Source organism: Micromonospora sp. NPDC047187, from assembly GCF_040643355.1.
Lineage (GTDB): Bacteria > Actinomycetota > Actinomycetes > Mycobacteriales > Micromonosporaceae > Micromonospora > Micromonospora salmantinae.
Map to the genome: position 1 here is coordinate 888,246 of NZ_JBEYUF010000001.1, position 13,335 is coordinate 901,580.

At 69.9% G+C, this 13,335-nt stretch carries 12 protein-coding genes, 1 pseudogene and 1 riboswitch; of the genes and pseudogenes, 4 read left to right on the plus strand and 9 right to left on the minus strand.

The window, feature by feature from the left end; genetic code table 11:
• Positions 1-16 precede the first annotated feature (16 nt).
• Together ABZ794_RS03835 and ABZ794_RS03840 are read right to left on the minus strand one after the other, a co-directional pair.
• Positions 17-619 carry a copper chaperone PCu(A)C gene (locus tag ABZ794_RS03835; RefSeq protein ID WP_210781481.1) on the minus strand — a complete coding sequence of 201 codons (603 nt, stop codon included), beginning with the start codon at positions 617-619 and terminating at the stop codon, positions 17-19.
• A 65-nt stretch (positions 620-684) separates the two neighbouring features.
• Positions 685-2,748, minus strand: a complete 2,064-nt coding sequence (locus tag ABZ794_RS03840; protein ID WP_357514068.1) for a copper resistance protein CopC — start codon at positions 2,746-2,748, stop codon at positions 685-687.
• A 130-nt stretch (positions 2,749-2,878) separates the two neighbouring features.
• A riboswitch (cobalamin riboswitch) is annotated at positions 2,879-3,093 on the plus strand.
• Positions 3,094-3,172: 79 nt separating this feature from the next.
• On the opposite strand from ABZ794_RS03840, the gene ABZ794_RS03845 reads away from it, so the two are divergent.
• Both ABZ794_RS03845 and ABZ794_RS03850 read left to right on the plus strand, forming a co-directional pair.
• Positions 3,173-3,649: an acyl-CoA thioesterase gene (locus tag ABZ794_RS03845; RefSeq protein ID WP_307850457.1), complete on the plus strand. Its 477-nt coding sequence runs from the start codon at positions 3,173-3,175 to the stop codon at positions 3,647-3,649.
• Between the two features lie 108 nt (positions 3,650-3,757).
• Positions 3,758-4,750 (plus strand): zinc-dependent alcohol dehydrogenase family protein, encoded by a 993-nt coding sequence (locus ABZ794_RS03850; RefSeq protein ID WP_210781479.1) that lies wholly within the window; start codon positions 3,758-3,760, stop codon positions 4,748-4,750.
• A 380-nt stretch (positions 4,751-5,130) separates the two neighbouring features.
• Here ABZ794_RS03850 and ABZ794_RS03855 read toward each other — a convergent pair whose 3' ends face one another.
• Positions 5,131-6,141 carry a nitroreductase family protein gene (locus ABZ794_RS03855; protein WP_210781478.1) on the minus strand — a complete coding sequence of 337 codons (1,011 nt, stop codon included), beginning with the start codon at positions 6,139-6,141 and terminating at the stop codon, positions 5,131-5,133.
• Between the two features lie 183 nt (positions 6,142-6,324).
• Between ABZ794_RS03855 and ABZ794_RS03860 the strand changes: the two genes are divergently transcribed.
• On the plus strand, positions 6,325-8,664 hold the full coding sequence (locus ABZ794_RS03860) for a heavy metal translocating P-type ATPase (RefSeq protein ID WP_210781477.1): 2,340 nt from the start codon (positions 6,325-6,327) through the stop codon (positions 8,662-8,664).
• Positions 8,665-8,913: 249 nt separating this feature from the next.
• Here ABZ794_RS03860 and ABZ794_RS03865 read toward each other — a convergent pair whose 3' ends face one another.
• On the minus strand, positions 8,914-9,306 hold the full coding sequence (locus tag ABZ794_RS03865) for a PPOX class F420-dependent oxidoreductase (RefSeq protein ID WP_210781476.1): 393 nt from the start codon (positions 9,304-9,306) through the stop codon (positions 8,914-8,916).
• Positions 9,307-9,432: 126 nt separating this feature from the next.
• Complete coding sequence (locus tag ABZ794_RS03870; RefSeq protein WP_247668930.1) at positions 9,433-9,681, minus strand: hypothetical protein; 249 nt, start codon at positions 9,679-9,681, stop codon at positions 9,433-9,435.
• A gap of 255 nt (positions 9,682-9,936) precedes the next feature.
• On the opposite strand from ABZ794_RS03870, the gene ABZ794_RS03875 reads away from it, so the two are divergent.
• Entirely contained in the window at positions 9,937-10,350 is a 414-nt protein-coding gene (locus ABZ794_RS03875; RefSeq protein ID WP_210781475.1) for a hypothetical protein, read from the plus strand.
• A gap of 469 nt (positions 10,351-10,819) precedes the next feature.
• On the opposite strand, the gene ABZ794_RS03880 is transcribed toward ABZ794_RS03875, so the two are convergent.
• The 4 genes and pseudogenes from ABZ794_RS03880 to ABZ794_RS03895 all read right to left on the minus strand — a co-directional run bounded on the left by ABZ794_RS03880 (position 10,820) and on the right by ABZ794_RS03895 (position 13,271).
• Positions 10,820-11,389, minus strand: a complete 570-nt coding sequence (locus ABZ794_RS03880) for a CbrC family protein (RefSeq protein WP_238689958.1) — start codon at positions 11,387-11,389, stop codon at positions 10,820-10,822.
• Between the two features lie 180 nt (positions 11,390-11,569).
• The gene (locus ABZ794_RS03885; protein ID WP_210781473.1) at positions 11,570-11,938 is read right to left on the minus strand and encodes a cyclic-phosphate processing receiver domain-containing protein; all 369 of its coding nucleotides are present in this window, start codon (positions 11,936-11,938) and stop codon (positions 11,570-11,572) included.
• Between the two features lie 156 nt (positions 11,939-12,094).
• Positions 12,095-12,522 (minus strand): annotated as a pseudogene (locus tag ABZ794_RS03890) (aspartyl/asparaginyl beta-hydroxylase domain-containing protein).
• A gap of 218 nt (positions 12,523-12,740) precedes the next feature.
• The gene (locus ABZ794_RS03895) at positions 12,741-13,271 is read right to left on the minus strand and encodes an AAA family ATPase (RefSeq protein WP_210781472.1); all 531 of its coding nucleotides are present in this window, start codon (positions 13,269-13,271) and stop codon (positions 12,741-12,743) included.
• Between the last annotated feature and the right edge of the window lie 64 nt (positions 13,272-13,335).

Sequence of the window (13,335 nt, forward strand, 5' to 3'; positions counted from 1 at the left end):
ACCTGTGGTGTCCGCGTCACGATGCCGGGCTCATGCTCATCTCCGGCGTGGCGCTCATGCTGGGCATCGGCTCGCCGTGCCCGGGGGCGTAGCTCTCCTGCGCGCCGGTGAACGGCTTGGCCATGGCGCGGAACTGCTGGTTCTTGCCGTCGGCGAAGGTCAGGGTGAAGGTCAACTCGTCGCCGGCCTGAACGGGCTTGGTGAGGTTCATCAGCATGAGGTGGTCGCCCCCGGGCTCCAGGGCGTGCGTGCTCTTGGCCTTGATCACGATGCCGCCCTGCTTTTGCCGCATGACCATCTTGCCGTCCTTCATGGCCATCTCGTGCAACTCCATCGGCGACAGGGAGGTCGTGGCACTCGTCACCGTGACATCGGTGTCGCCGTCGTTGACCAGGGTCCCGAAGGCCGCCGTCATGCCCTTGTCGGCCGCCTTCACCCACGGGTCACGAATGCCGAGCACACCAGCGTCCGGGTTGGCCGAGGTCGACGCGGGCGGGCCCGCCTGCGCTGTCGACGGAGAGTCGGACGAGCCGCAACCGGCGACGCCCACCGTCAGGATCGCGGCGGCGAAGATGGCGGCCGAATGGCGGCGTGAAGCGTTTGGGCTGGTGGTGCGCATGTGTTCTTCCTCCGATGGTTGCTGCTGGGAGGTTGGTCGGCCGCAGCTCGGAGAAAGTTCCGGAGTCAGGGAACGTTGATCGTGAACTCCCCGGTGTGCACCTTGCCGGCGACCTGGAAGTCGAAGAAGGCCCGGTACCGGCCTGAACTCGGCGCGGTCAGCCAGAACTTGACGGTCCCGTCGACCAACTCCTGCTCGGGGTGGACGTGCACGTAGCCGAGGTCGCCCTCACGAACCACTACCAGGTGCCCGTACGCGCCCAGGTACCGCTCCAACTGCGCCGGTACGGTCGGGTCGGCGCTGACCTGGAAGTGCATCGGCGCCGTCACCCCCACCGTCGGGGTGCCGGTCATCGACACCGCGTACGGACCAGCTGTCGCCTGCGCCTGTGCCGGCGGCAGTGCGGTCGGGGTGTGCGCGCCGGGCACCGTGTGGTCGACGCCCAGCACGAGAGGCTGCTGCCTGCCGTCGGCCGCGGTGACGGAGAAGTCGGCGTAGACGCGGTAGCCGCCGGGCCGGGCCAGCGTCAGGGGGACGCTCCAGGTGCCGTCGGGTGCCATCGTCGGGTGCAAATGCTGGTAGCCGGACAGGTCGCGGCCCACCACGATCATGTGCAACGGCTTGTCGTGGACGACCGGGAAGGTCGTTGCCGGCTGCCGGTCGGTCCCGACGATGCGGAACCGGTAGTCGGCGCGTACACCAGGGGGTTGGGACCGCTCCAGCGGCTGCAGGGTGTACCCACCGGCGCTGACCGTCGTCCCGGTCGCCAGCGTCGCGCCCGGCGCGTCGTCACCCCGATGCGTGTGCGGCCCCGTACCAGCCGGGTGTTGGTGCCCGTCGGTCGCGGAGCCCACCTGCCCCGAGTCGGACGGTCCACCGGCCGACGGTCGTGCGTTGCCGGTCGCCGGACTCTCGTCGGCGGTGCCGATACGGGCCAGCCCGAACCCGGCCAACAGGGCCACCACCAGCCCGCCGACGAACAGCGCCAGGTGGGTGTTGCTCAGCCGGGACCCAGGCGTCGCGGCGGCGAGGTCCGTGTCGGGCCGTGGCCCGGGGTCGACCGTCGGTTCGCCGTCCGCGTTGGCGAGGGCCTCGGTCACCTGATCGGTAGGCGTCGGCTCGACGGTGACGCCCGTGCGGGCCGTGACGACCGTGTCGCCCTTGCGCGCCGCCGGCACGGTGGCGGGCCGCTGCCTGTCGCTCGCGGTACGCGCGACGACGCCCGTCGCCGCGCCGGCCCTGCCCCCGCCGACCTTGCCGCCGACGGTCTTGTCCCCGGCAGCCTTGCCGCCGACGGTCTTGCCAGTGCCGGCCCTGTTCGTGGCACGGGCGCCACCGCCGCGTCGACCGGAGGTCGCCGCCGAGGTACGGCCCCGGCCGGTGGGTGTGCCGGCGGATCGGCGACGCCAGACGACGAACCCGGCCACCGCCCCGACCGCCGCGACCGCCGCCGCCCAGCCGGCCCAGGCCGGTGCCCCGGGACCGCTCTCCTCGGTCGACCCGGTCGACGGGGCCGCCGCAGCCGGCGGGGTCGACGGATCGTCCGCGGTGGTCGGCACCGCCGAGGCCTGCCCGGACGTGTTGTGCTGCTCGGTGGCGGCCACCAGCGCCGGGTCCGGTTGGGTCGATGGCGGGCTCCACCCCTTCGGCGCTGCCGTCACCCGCCCGTCGTAGCGGAAGGTCAGGGTGCCCCGCACGGTGTCGCCGTCCGAGGCGACCGACAGGTAGCTCACCGAGTACTGGCCCTTTGCGGGCAGGTGGGCGACGGACACCACCGCGGGGAACCCCGTCGTGTACTCCCGTGGCTCGAACTGCCCGTTGACCAGGAAGTACTCCCGCACCGGCTTCTCCAGCGGCTTCGGCTCCCCCTGCGACCAGCCGTTGTCGACACGGGCGCCGCCCGGGGCGGTGATAGTGAAGAACGCGTTGGCGGCGGCCTTCTCGGTGAAGTACAGCCGCACCTCCGTCAACGGCTCGCGCACGGTGGCGCCGCTCGCCGGTGTGGACGTGGCGAGGGTCCCGTGCGCCGCGGCGGGCTGGGCGGACGCGAGGAGGGCGACAGCCGAGGCGAGGAGGAACGCGAGGAGGCCCGAGACCACCCGCCCGCAAGTCTGGGGGAGACGACGCATCTGGATATCCTCACCCTCGCGAGACTTTTTTCAATAGGTGGCGATCTTCTTCCTCGGACGACAAAAGTTGACGATGAGGCCGTCCGCCGCCGCGGCAGGACGCCCTCGGTGGACAGATCCCCTGGCCAGCTATGCTGCCGACGGCGCTGGTTCGCCCCGTCGTGACCGGCTGGGCGTCGTAAGAGGGAACCCGGTGGAAATCCGGGGCTGCCCCGCAGCGGTGAGTGGGAACGACCGCCGTCATCAGCACTGGGCCAACGGCCTGGGAAGCGACGGCCAGTAGGGGACCGGCGCGACCGGTCAGGCCCGCGAGTCCGAAGACCTGCCGGCGCCGCGTACACAACCGTGTGCGCTGCCGTCGGCCTCGCGGGTGGGCTGAGCGGGTGACGGGCCGTGCGTGTGGTGCACGGCCAGGTCCTCGCCAGTGTGTGTCCGCGACCCGGCGGTGTGGTTTCCCGACCAGCACCACACCAACCTGATAGGTACGGTGCACGGCGGCCGGATCCTCAACCTCATCGACTCCGTCGCCGGTGTGGTCGCCGCCCGACACTCCGACGGGCCGGCGGTGACCGCCGCCATCGACGAGACGGCGTTCCTCCGCGCGGTGCGGGTCGGCGACGTCGTGCACGTCGACGCCCGGATCACCTGGGCCGGCCGCAGCTCGATGGAGGTGGCCGTCAAGGTGACCGCCGACCGGTGGGACCGGGCGGTGCCTCCCACCGACGTGGCAACCGCCCACCTGGTCATGGTCGCCATCGACGACGACGGCCAGCCTCGTACCGTGCCGCCGCTGCTACCGGAGACCGACGGGGACCGCCGACGGTACCGGGAGGCGAAGATCCGCCGGAAGCACCGACTGGCGTTGCGACGCGCGCTACTCGATGGTGCCGAAGACGACTGACCCACACTCGGTCCGCCCGTCGCGGCGCCGGCGCGGTCCGAGGAACCCGCCCCGCCGCCGATCCGGTCGGATAGCGTCCACGTGAAGCCTCGATCACGGAGAGTGTGGATGGTTATGCGCGCCGCGTTGTTGCGGGAGTTCGACGCTCCGCTGACGGTCGAGGAGATCGATCAACCCGCCCCCGAGCGCGGGCAGGTGCTGGTGCGGATCGTCGCCAGCGGGGTCAACCCGCTCGACACGAAGATCCAGGCAGGTAAGGCCGCGCACGCGCGTGTCGAGCTGCCCGCGGTGCTCGGCCTGGACCTTGCCGGCGTCGTCGCGGCGGTCGGCGCGGACGTGGCCGGCTTCGAGCCGGGAGACGAGGTGCACGGGCTGTGCGGGGGCGTCGGCGACCTACAGGGCTCGCTGGCCGAGTACGCCGCCGTGGACGCTCGACTGCTGGCCCACAAGCCGAGGAGCCTCTCGATGCGGGAGGCCGCCGCGTTGCCCCTGGCGGCGGTCACCTCCTGGGAGGGGCTGGTCGACCGGGCCGGAGTCCGCGCCGGGCAGAAGGTCCTGGTGCACGGAGGCGCCGGAGGTGTCGGGTACGTGGGTGTGCAACTTGCCCAGGCGCGAGGCGCCGAGGCGTACGCCACGGGCGGGCCGGCGAGCCTCCGGGTGATCGAGAGTCTGGGTGCCGTGCCGATCGACTACACAGCGAGCAAGGTCGAGGAGTACGTCGAGAGGTACACCGGCGGCGAGGGATTCGACATCGTCGTCGACAACGTCGGCGGCGCGACGCTCGACGCCTCGTTCGCGGCGGTACGCACCTACCACGGGCACGTCGTCAGCGCACTGGGCTGGGGCTCACACTCGCTCGCCCCGCTGTCGTTCCGGGGTGCGACCTACTCCGGCGTGTTCACCCTGCTGCCGATGCTCACCGGGCGGGGCCGGGAACACCACGGCGACATCCTGCGCGAGATCGCGGCGCTGGCCGATGCCGGCGCGCTGCGCCCCCGACTGGACGAGCGCAGGTTCACGCTCGACACGGTAATGGACGCCCATCGGCTGGTCGCCGACGGCACCGCCGAGGGCAAGGTCGTCGTGGACGTCGCCGGTTGAGCCGAGCCGTTCGTGGACACCGAAGTGGTCAGGGCTCGCTGCTTGCAGCGTTGCTCGTGGCTCCTGGTCCCGGGTCGCTGGTCGTCGCAGTGACAGGTCGGCATCGGTCTGGTGGTGGCTGTCAATCCCAGGCAGAGCTCATCCGCACAGCGCGGAGCGCGGCCCGCAAAGCGCCGCTGTTGTCGATCAGCAAGCCACCTTGGCACAGCCCACGACAGCCCATCGAGGCTTGTCCTCACGTCTTTGAGGAGTTGGTCGATCGGCTGTCGTGGGTCATGCCCGGCCGGCATGGTTTTGTCACGCGCATCCCGTGGTGGCTTCCGCGAGACGCTCGTTTCCTGGGCTTGGCCCCCCCCGGTGAGCGTCCGGGGACGGGCACGCTACCTGGTGCCGGAGTCCACCGCGGAGGTGTCGACGACCTGCTCAGTGGGCAGGCGCGGAGTGTGGGGTGGCGCGGCGTGCGCCCGGTCGGCGATCCCCAGCCGCATCGCCAGATACGGAAAGCCGAGCCCGGCCAGCATCTGGCGCAGTGTCTGCCGGGTGCCGTCGGTCTCGACCACGCCGCTGAGCGGCACCATCGAGACGCCGAGCCGGGTGGCGGTCAGCCAGGCGGCGGAGAGCCCCTCTCCGGCGCGCAGCCAGCTGTCCGGCTCGTCGTCGATGTTCCAGAGGATGGCATAGGCGGCCGCACGGTCGTGTCCGGGGCTGATCGGCAGGGTTCCGGATTTGCCGAAGTCCCGTACCGGCACGGTGGTCTGCGGGGGCTGCTCGGGCAGCACCTCGGGGGGCAATCCGGCGCCGGCGGCGGCCCGGCTGGTCCAGTACGCGAGCTCCTCCCGCAGCTCCGGCTCCTCCGCCGCCACCACCGCAGCGTGGGCCGCCGCGGCCGCCAACTCCATCACCTGGTCGGAGTCGAGCAGTTGGAGTCGGGCGCCCTGCGCGCCGGTCGACTTGACGATCTCGTCGAGTGTGCCGTTGGGCACCGGCTCGTCACTGACCGGCCGCCGGTCGGTCTGCCGAGTCCGCATGCACGGCACGAGGCGGGTCGCGTCCGCGTCCGCCTCGGTCTGCTCGAACCGGCTGAATCGGGCGAGCAGCTCAGGCTGGCCCGGGTCGGGTAGCCGCTCCACCTCTGCGGCCCAACCCTCGGCGGCCAGCGCCACGCGCGCGTGGTGCAGCGCCAGGCCGCAGCTCAACGTCACCAGCCGATTCTCCGGATCGGTTGCGGCGAGTTGCGGCTCGTGCACCATCCGCAGCTCCAGCGCGTCGGGGAGGACCGTCCAGCGCCACGGCTGGCTGTTGTGCACCGACGGGGCGAGACCGGCCGCCGCGGCGGCCTGCGTGAGTGCGGTGGTCAGCGGGCGGTCCCTGGCCGGCGTCTCGTGGCTCATCGTCACGACCTTTCGTTTTCCACATCGTGCCCCACTCCGGACCTGTTCCGGGCGGTGTTGCCGCTCCGTCCTCCGGGATGCCGGTCAGCCGGCATACGGATTCCCCGCCTCGGGGTCGTCCGGCCCGCAACGGATCACGCCGGTTCCCGCTTGCAGGGACCGGTGCGCTGAGACGATCCGCAGGTGGGAGCGGAACCGGACGAGTGCGTGCCGGAACAGCCGGTGCGGGGGCGGCGGGTGGACTGGCGGGAGTGGGCGCCGCTGACCCTGATCACCCTGGCCGCCCTGCTGGGCGGCGGGCTGTGGGTGGCAGGGTTGCGGACGGCGGCCCAGCTGGTCTGGGCGGCGGTGACCCTCGTTGCGCTGGTGCCGGTCACGTGGGCGACGCTACGGCAGCTGTGGCGCCGGCAGTTCGGGGTGGACGTCATCGCGGTGCTGGCGCTGGTCGGCACGCTGCTGGTCCGCGAGTACCTGGCTGGCGCGGTGATCGCCGTGATGGTCGGCACCGGGCAGGCGCTGGAAGGCTACGCACAGCGCCGGGCCAGCCGTGACCTGCGCGCCCTGCTGGAAAGGGCCCCTCGACAGGCCCGGCGGCGCACTCCGGACGGCGCGATCGAGGTGGTGCCGCTGGACCAGGTTGCGACGGGGGACCAGCTGGTGGTTGGCCCCGGCGACGTGGTGCCGGTGGACGGGACGGTCGAAAAGGCTGCGACGCTGGACGAGTCGGTGGTGACCGGCGAGTCGCAGCTGGTCACCCGCGCCGCGGGCGAGCAGGTCGCCAGCGGCGTAGTCAACGCCGACGCCGGGTTCGGGCTGCGGGCGACGAAGAACGCGGCGGAGAGCACATACGCCGGAATCGTCCGGCTGGCCGAAGAGGCCACCGCGCACAAGGCGCCGATGGTCCGGCTCGCCGACCGGTACGCTGCCGCGTTCGTGCCGTTCACCCTGCTGCTGGCCGGAACCGCCTGGCTGCTCACCGGCCAGTTCCTGCGGGCGGTGGCGGTGCTGGTGGTAGCCACCCCATGCCCGCTGCTGCTGGCCACCCCGATCGCGATCGTCTCTGGACTGTCCCGGGTGGCCCGGCGCGGGGTACTGGTCCGCGACGGCGGGTCGCTGGAGCTGCTGGGCCGGGCCCGCACCGTACTGATGGACAAGACGGGCACACTCACCGCAGGCCGCCCCCGCGCGACCGAGACGGTGGTCGCGCCGGGCGGCGACCGGGACGACGTGCTGCGCCTGGCCGCCTCCGTCGAGCAGCTCTCCACGCACGTGCTGGCCGCCGCCCTCGTCCGGCAGGCCAACGAGCGGGGGCTGCGGCTGGTTGAGCCGACGGATGTCACCGAGGAGCCGGGGCGCGGGGTGACCGGACGGGTGAACGGGCGCTTGGTGCGGGTGGGCCAGCTCGCCGGTGAGGCGCCCGAATGGGCGCAGCGGGTACGTGAGCGCGCCGAACTGGCCGGCCACTCCACCGTCTGGGTCAGCGATGACCGCGGCCCGCTCGGCGCGATTCTTCTCGAGGACCCGGTACGCCCCGACGCTCGGCGCACCGTGCGGCGGCTTCGGGAGGCCGGCCTCAGCCGGCTGATCATGGTCACCGGCGACCGGCCGCGTACCGCCCGGCAGGTGGCGCAGAGCGTCGGCGTGGACGACGTGATCGCCCAGTGCTCGCCGCAGGAGAAGATCGACCGGGTTAGGGAGGAGTCCGCTCGGGCGATCACCGTGATGGTCGGCGACGGCGTCAACGACGCCCCGGCCCTGGCAGAGGCGCACGTCGGCGTGGCGATGGGCGCAACCGGGGCCACCGCCTCCGCCGACGTGGCCGACGCGGTGCTCACCGTCGACCGGCTGGATCGGCTCGCCGACGCCGTCGAGATCGCCCGGTACGCACGTCGCATCGCGGTACAGAGCGCCACCGTCGGCATGGGTCTCGCGGTGGTTGCGATGGTCGCCGCCGCCGCCGGCGGGCTACCCCCGGTCGCCGGCGCGTTCCTCCAGGAGGGCATCGACGTGCTGGTGATCGTCAACGCGCTGCGAGCCCTCCGCGGCGGCCTGCGCCGCCGCAAGGTCTCACCGGAGACCCGGGAACTGCTCGACCGGTACGCCGGCCAGCACGCCGGGGTGCGGGACGTGCTGGCCCGGCTGCGGGACACCGCCGACCTGGTAGCGACCCGCCCCGACGCGCCGGAATGCGTACCGGCGTTACGTGGGGTGCACCGCCGGCTGGTCGACGAGGTGCTGCCACACGAGGCGGCCGAGGAGCAGCGGCTCTACCCCGCGCTGGCCGATCCTCTGGGCAGCGACGAGGCGACCTCCACCATGAGCCGGGGGCACGTAGAAATCAGCCGTCTGGTGGACCGCATCGGCGGCCACCTGGCCCAGCACCCGGACGGCCGGCTGCGCCCCGACGAGCTGCCCGACCTTCTCGCGGTCCTGTACGGGCTGGACGCCGTGCTCCGGTTGCACCTCCTGCAGGAAGAGGAGGACTACTTCTCACTGAACCCCGCCGACACCCCGCAGCAGTGAACAATGACGTACAACGACATGGCCGGCGAATGGGGCCTCGGCGAAAGCCGCGACCGGCGGCCCCGACAGGCCGAGCCACCTGATCGCTCAGCAGCCTCACCCTTCGGGTGGGGACGCCGCTCGCACCCACCCCTGCCTGCGGCTCCACATTGCCGTAGGTCAGAGTCGGTGCGGCGTCCTGCTTCACACCGGAGTGCTCCGCAATTCTCCACAGCGGTCGACAACGTTCTATGTCGCCTGGCGGGGGTGCTACACCGAGTCGAGGCTAATCTCGAGTCCGACAGCCCGCCCGCCGTGCTTGCGGAGGCGACCGACCAGCGTCACGATCGTGAACCAACGGAATTTGTTTCCGTACTTTGCGGTCATCGCGCGCTTGGCGATGCGCAACTCCGACGCGGGGAGTACCCGCGCGTGGCCCGGTCGCCACTGGTCGTGAGGTTCACCGGCAAAGTTGGACGGCGCCACCTCGACTTTCGAGTTCCGCCGGATCCGCCTCACTTTCCAGGAGCGGCCGGGTGTGTACGCGTACAGGTTCCCTCCGGCTGACGCCAGCCAGACCGGCGTCGACACCGATGACCCATCCTGACGGAACGTCCGCAATGCAAAATAATCATGCCCATCAGCATTGACTTGACTTGTCATGAGGTCAGTCTTCCCGAGATCGGCTAGGGGCAGCAAGCAATCATCCGCGGCGCATCCACGCCGCGGACTCTCATGCCGCAGACAGAGCACACAGGTTCAAGGTGTTGCCCGGGACCGGGCCGATGGTCAGCCGGTGAGGATGATGTTGTGGAGGTTGGCGATGCCGGAAGCGGCGTCGGCCAATGTGTGGCCGGCGCGGCGGTAGTCGACGCTGAGGCCGTCGAGATCCTGCACGAAGGCAAATCCTCGCGCGCGGGTGGCTATCTGCAGGACAGGGCCATCCCACGACGGCTTCCAGTTGTTCGGCAGACGCGAGGCGATGGTGCCCCGCACCCGCTGGTCGTGCAATGCCCGAAGCTCGCTCCGTGTAGTCATCGGGGCGGAGCGTGGCATTGGCGCCGCCTATCGGCAAGCCGTTTCCGTCATCCTCCTCTGCCGCCGACCGTGCGCGCTGCGCCTCGGCGCCCCCGCTCGCGTTGGCCAAACGTCGGCCTCGCACTGCTCGGTGAAACGTGCCGATACGGAGCCCCAAGGCGCCTGGGCGACGTCACGCCCCCAGAGTCCGCGTCGTCAGTTGGTGGTCACGTCCGTGTCGGGGGCGCCTACAGCAACATTCTGCCGGCAGGGGCCGTGCGTGATGCCACGGCGTCCGTCTACGCCGAGATCGCGCATCGCCTCGGTTGGCTTGAGCTGGAACGGGCGCTGTCCGAGGCAGAGTATGAGCAGCTCCACGCGGACGTTAGCAGCTGGCTGTCGCGGGATCGGGTGCTGCGCGAAGTCATTGAGACGTTCGGGCCACCGTCGCTCTGGATCGGGGGAACTAACCCGTTTTACCCCAAGACGCTTGCCTACACCACGGCCGATCGTGACCGCGACCTCATCTGCATCCATAGGTGGAATGCCTTCGCGAACTCTGCAGCCGAGACGGGGCTGCGGGGCGTACACCCCGAACCGGCGCTTCTGGCCGTACGCCATCGATCGGGCAAGTTTCCCGATTCGTTCTCCATTACGCCGGAGGGCCAGCGGCGCAGGCCATACTTCTGATCAGCGGAGCCCGCTCAGGTCAACCGTCTGGATCTTCCACGGTGACTCCGCCCGATATGCCTCCGGAGTGTTCGACAACCTGGACGCTGGACTCGCTTGGGCTGCCGAGCGCCAAGTGTCTGGAATCCTGGCCGAGTACGCCATCGGGGGCGCCTACGACGCCGCAGTCAGCGAAGGCCGGTTCACGCCATCGAAAGCGCACCACGGCGCCTCGGGCCACGTCGCCGCCTTCAGTCCCTGGTTACGTCACATCCATCTGACCGGTGGCCGCCAAAGTCAATAGACATCCACTCATGCCGCCGATCGGGCGTCACAGTTCGTCACGAGCAGTCCGCGCAGCGAACACCCGGCCCTGCCGATGAGCGGGGGTGTCATCGACGGCCTGCTCGCCAGGCTTGCCATCCTGGCGTGACGGCGTGGCGACCGGATCTGCCGAGGAGTGCGTCTGCGTCTCGGCGTGAAGGCGCGGTTAACCGATGTCCCAGGACGAGAGGTGAGTTCCGCAATGCAGGCATTGGAACAGATACGCGGTGGGCTCACCGTTACGGTCGAGCCGGTGCAGGAACTCTTCGGTCTCCTCGGGTGACCAGCCGCGTTGCCGGTGGCCCGCGCGAAGCATGTTCAGGGCGTCCGGATGAGGTTCGAGATCGCGGTAGCCAACTGGGCCGAGAAAGGCCGCGCCATCGCCGCAGTGGTAGAGCCATGACTGTTGCTGCCAACCGGTGAAGCCGGGGGTCCGGCGAGTGATCTCCTCGATGACGTGATGCGGCACGTCGTCAGGTACGTCGACGGCGTCGCTAAGGTTAGCGGGCATCTCCAGGATGTCGCTGCCATCCGTGGCGGCGACGACGCCGAGTGCGCTGGAAGCCGCTCCGGAGTAGATACAGTGCAGGCAAAGACTCTCGGGTTGTCTGCCGTAGACCGGTCCCCGGTAGCGAATTTGCCGAAGTTGACCGCAGACGCTGCATTCGTGCTGAATCGGCACCGCCGAGCCCGTGGCCAAGGGATCAGGATGGTATCGAAACACCGGCTCGGTCACCAGCCCATCATGCCAACTGTTGGTCACCGGCCCGACGGCGGCTGCTGGTCCCTACCGCCTCGCGCACGCCGTCAGGCAAAGTCGGAGGACGGCCAATTTTGATGGGATCGATGCGCCGTCGGCTTCCTCTTCTGCCGCCGTCCGAGTGCGGCAACCAGCTGGCGGCGCGTTTTGAGCCGGTCAGTTCACTGCGTGGCCGTCGAGATAGCCGACCTCGGTTGAGCACGACGCGACACGGACGTAATACCCCCAGCGTCTTAGGACCAGGGCGACCTTCGCGGCGCCGGCCGGATTGGCGGAGTGGATGTTGATGACGCCGACGTCAAAGGGGCGTTTGTCGAAGGCCGCCCGTTCCAGGACCTCCACGACCGGCCAGATCGTGTCATCCCCGCCGAGGTCATGGTCCAGCCACAGTTCATCCAAGCGCCGGCCTCGGTACCGACCGAGGAGTTCAACTCCGGCGTCGCTGGTGCGGGCCACCTCGGCGATACGGCCATCCACAAACGAACGTAGGTCATCCACCAAGACGACGGTTCGGCGGGCGTTCACACGATGATGATGCCTGGCACCGTCATGATCCGACATCCGGACTTGCCACGTACCGCGCTGCATTGAGCGTGATGCCTCGGGGCGCTGCCGGCGGTTGGCGGGGTTCTCGGGACGGGAGGATGAGACGGGCCTTGGAGTGCTCTTGTGTGGTCTGGCTCATCCGCCGCGTCGTACGAAGCCGGCCACTGAGGCCGGCAGTTCATCCTGCGGCCTGTCCTCGCAGCCGGGACGGACGAAGTCGACCAGGAGCACAACGCGGTCAAGGGTGCCGTAGTTCCACGCCTCATGCGTGACGGTGTCGTCGAAGACGAGGGTTTCGCCCTCGCGCCACTGTCGAGTCTCGTCGCCCACTCGCAGCGCGCAGTCCTGCGGCACGACGAGTCCGAGATGCGCGCGTAAACGGTGGTGACCCATCCCTGATGGGGCTTGATTTGGGTGCCAGGAGTCATCCGAGAGAACCCAGCGGTCGTCAGGTGAGGGACCTTCGTCAGCGCGGAGGCAGTGTTCGGGCATGCCTCGAGCGCCTCCTCGATCCGCTCCCCGAAGGCAACGAGTCCGTAGACGCTCCAGCCCTGGCCGTACATCTCGCGTTGGACCCACGGCTGGTAGGTCTCAGGCGGGAGAGCAAGGCATTCATTAGGGGTTCAAGCCTCCGACTCACGAGCGCGTGCCCGATCCGCGCCCGATGCGGCGGTCAACATCGGCCAGCAGTGGCCCGCCCCGCCATTTGACTCGGTCGTCTGCCGCTCCACCGCCAGCAGGCGCTAAGCTCGTCCGCCCTGACTCAACCGCATTCCTCAGGTTAGACATCTGAGCCTTCCGTGGTAGCTCGGACGATCTGCACGGCGGCCTGGGCGGGAGTCAGGTTCGTAGTGTCGACGACCTCGGCCTCGGCATGTAGCCACGTGCGGGCCGCCTCGGCGTAGGGCTTGAGGTACTTGAGGCGGAACGGGGAGTGGACGGGGTGTTCCCCCTCGATACGCCCGCGGAGGGTGTCTTCGTCAGCGTGGAGAACGAAGTGCCTTACCGGGATGGCATGTTGGGCAAGGCCTGTGCTGATTTCGCGCCAGTACTGCTCGACCAGGACGGTCATGGGCATCACCAGAGTGCCGCCGGTGTAGTCGAGCACGCGGCGGGCGGTCTCGACGACGAGTTGCCGCCATGGCGGCCAGTGCTGGAAGTTGTCCGTGGCGGGTAGCCCGGGTGTGATGTCCATGAGTGTCTCGCCGACCTTCTCGGCGTCGAACACCCGTGAATCCGGTATCAGATGCTGCACGAGCGCGCTGGTCGTCGTCTTGCCCACGCCGTGGGTGCCGTTGAGCCATACGATCACGGGACACGGTAACGCGCTTGAGCAACCGGATAACGTGCAGGACTTGTGAGCGACACGTCAGGCA

Excerpts from the sequence above, each read along its gene's own strand:
- ABZ794_RS03835 (WP_210781481.1), bottom strand. The coding sequence starts at position 619 with ATGCGCACCACCAGCCCAAACGCTTCACGCCGCCATTCGGCCGCCATC.
- ABZ794_RS03855 (WP_210781478.1), bottom strand. The coding sequence starts at position 6,141 with ATGAGCCACGAGACGCCGGCCAGGGACCGCCCGCTGACCACCGCACTC.
- ABZ794_RS03840 (WP_357514068.1), bottom strand. The coding sequence starts at position 2,748 with ATGCGTCGTCTCCCCCAGACTTGCGGGCGGGTGGTCTCGGGCCTCCTC.
- ABZ794_RS03850 (WP_210781479.1), top strand. The coding sequence starts at position 3,758 with ATGGTTATGCGCGCCGCGTTGTTGCGGGAGTTCGACGCTCCGCTGACG.
- ABZ794_RS03870 (WP_247668930.1), bottom strand. The coding sequence starts at position 9,681 with ATGACTACACGGAGCGAGCTTCGGGCATTGCACGACCAGCGGGTGCGG.
- ABZ794_RS03865 (WP_210781476.1), bottom strand. The coding sequence starts at position 9,306 with ATGACAAGTCAAGTCAATGCTGATGGGCATGATTATTTTGCATTGCGG.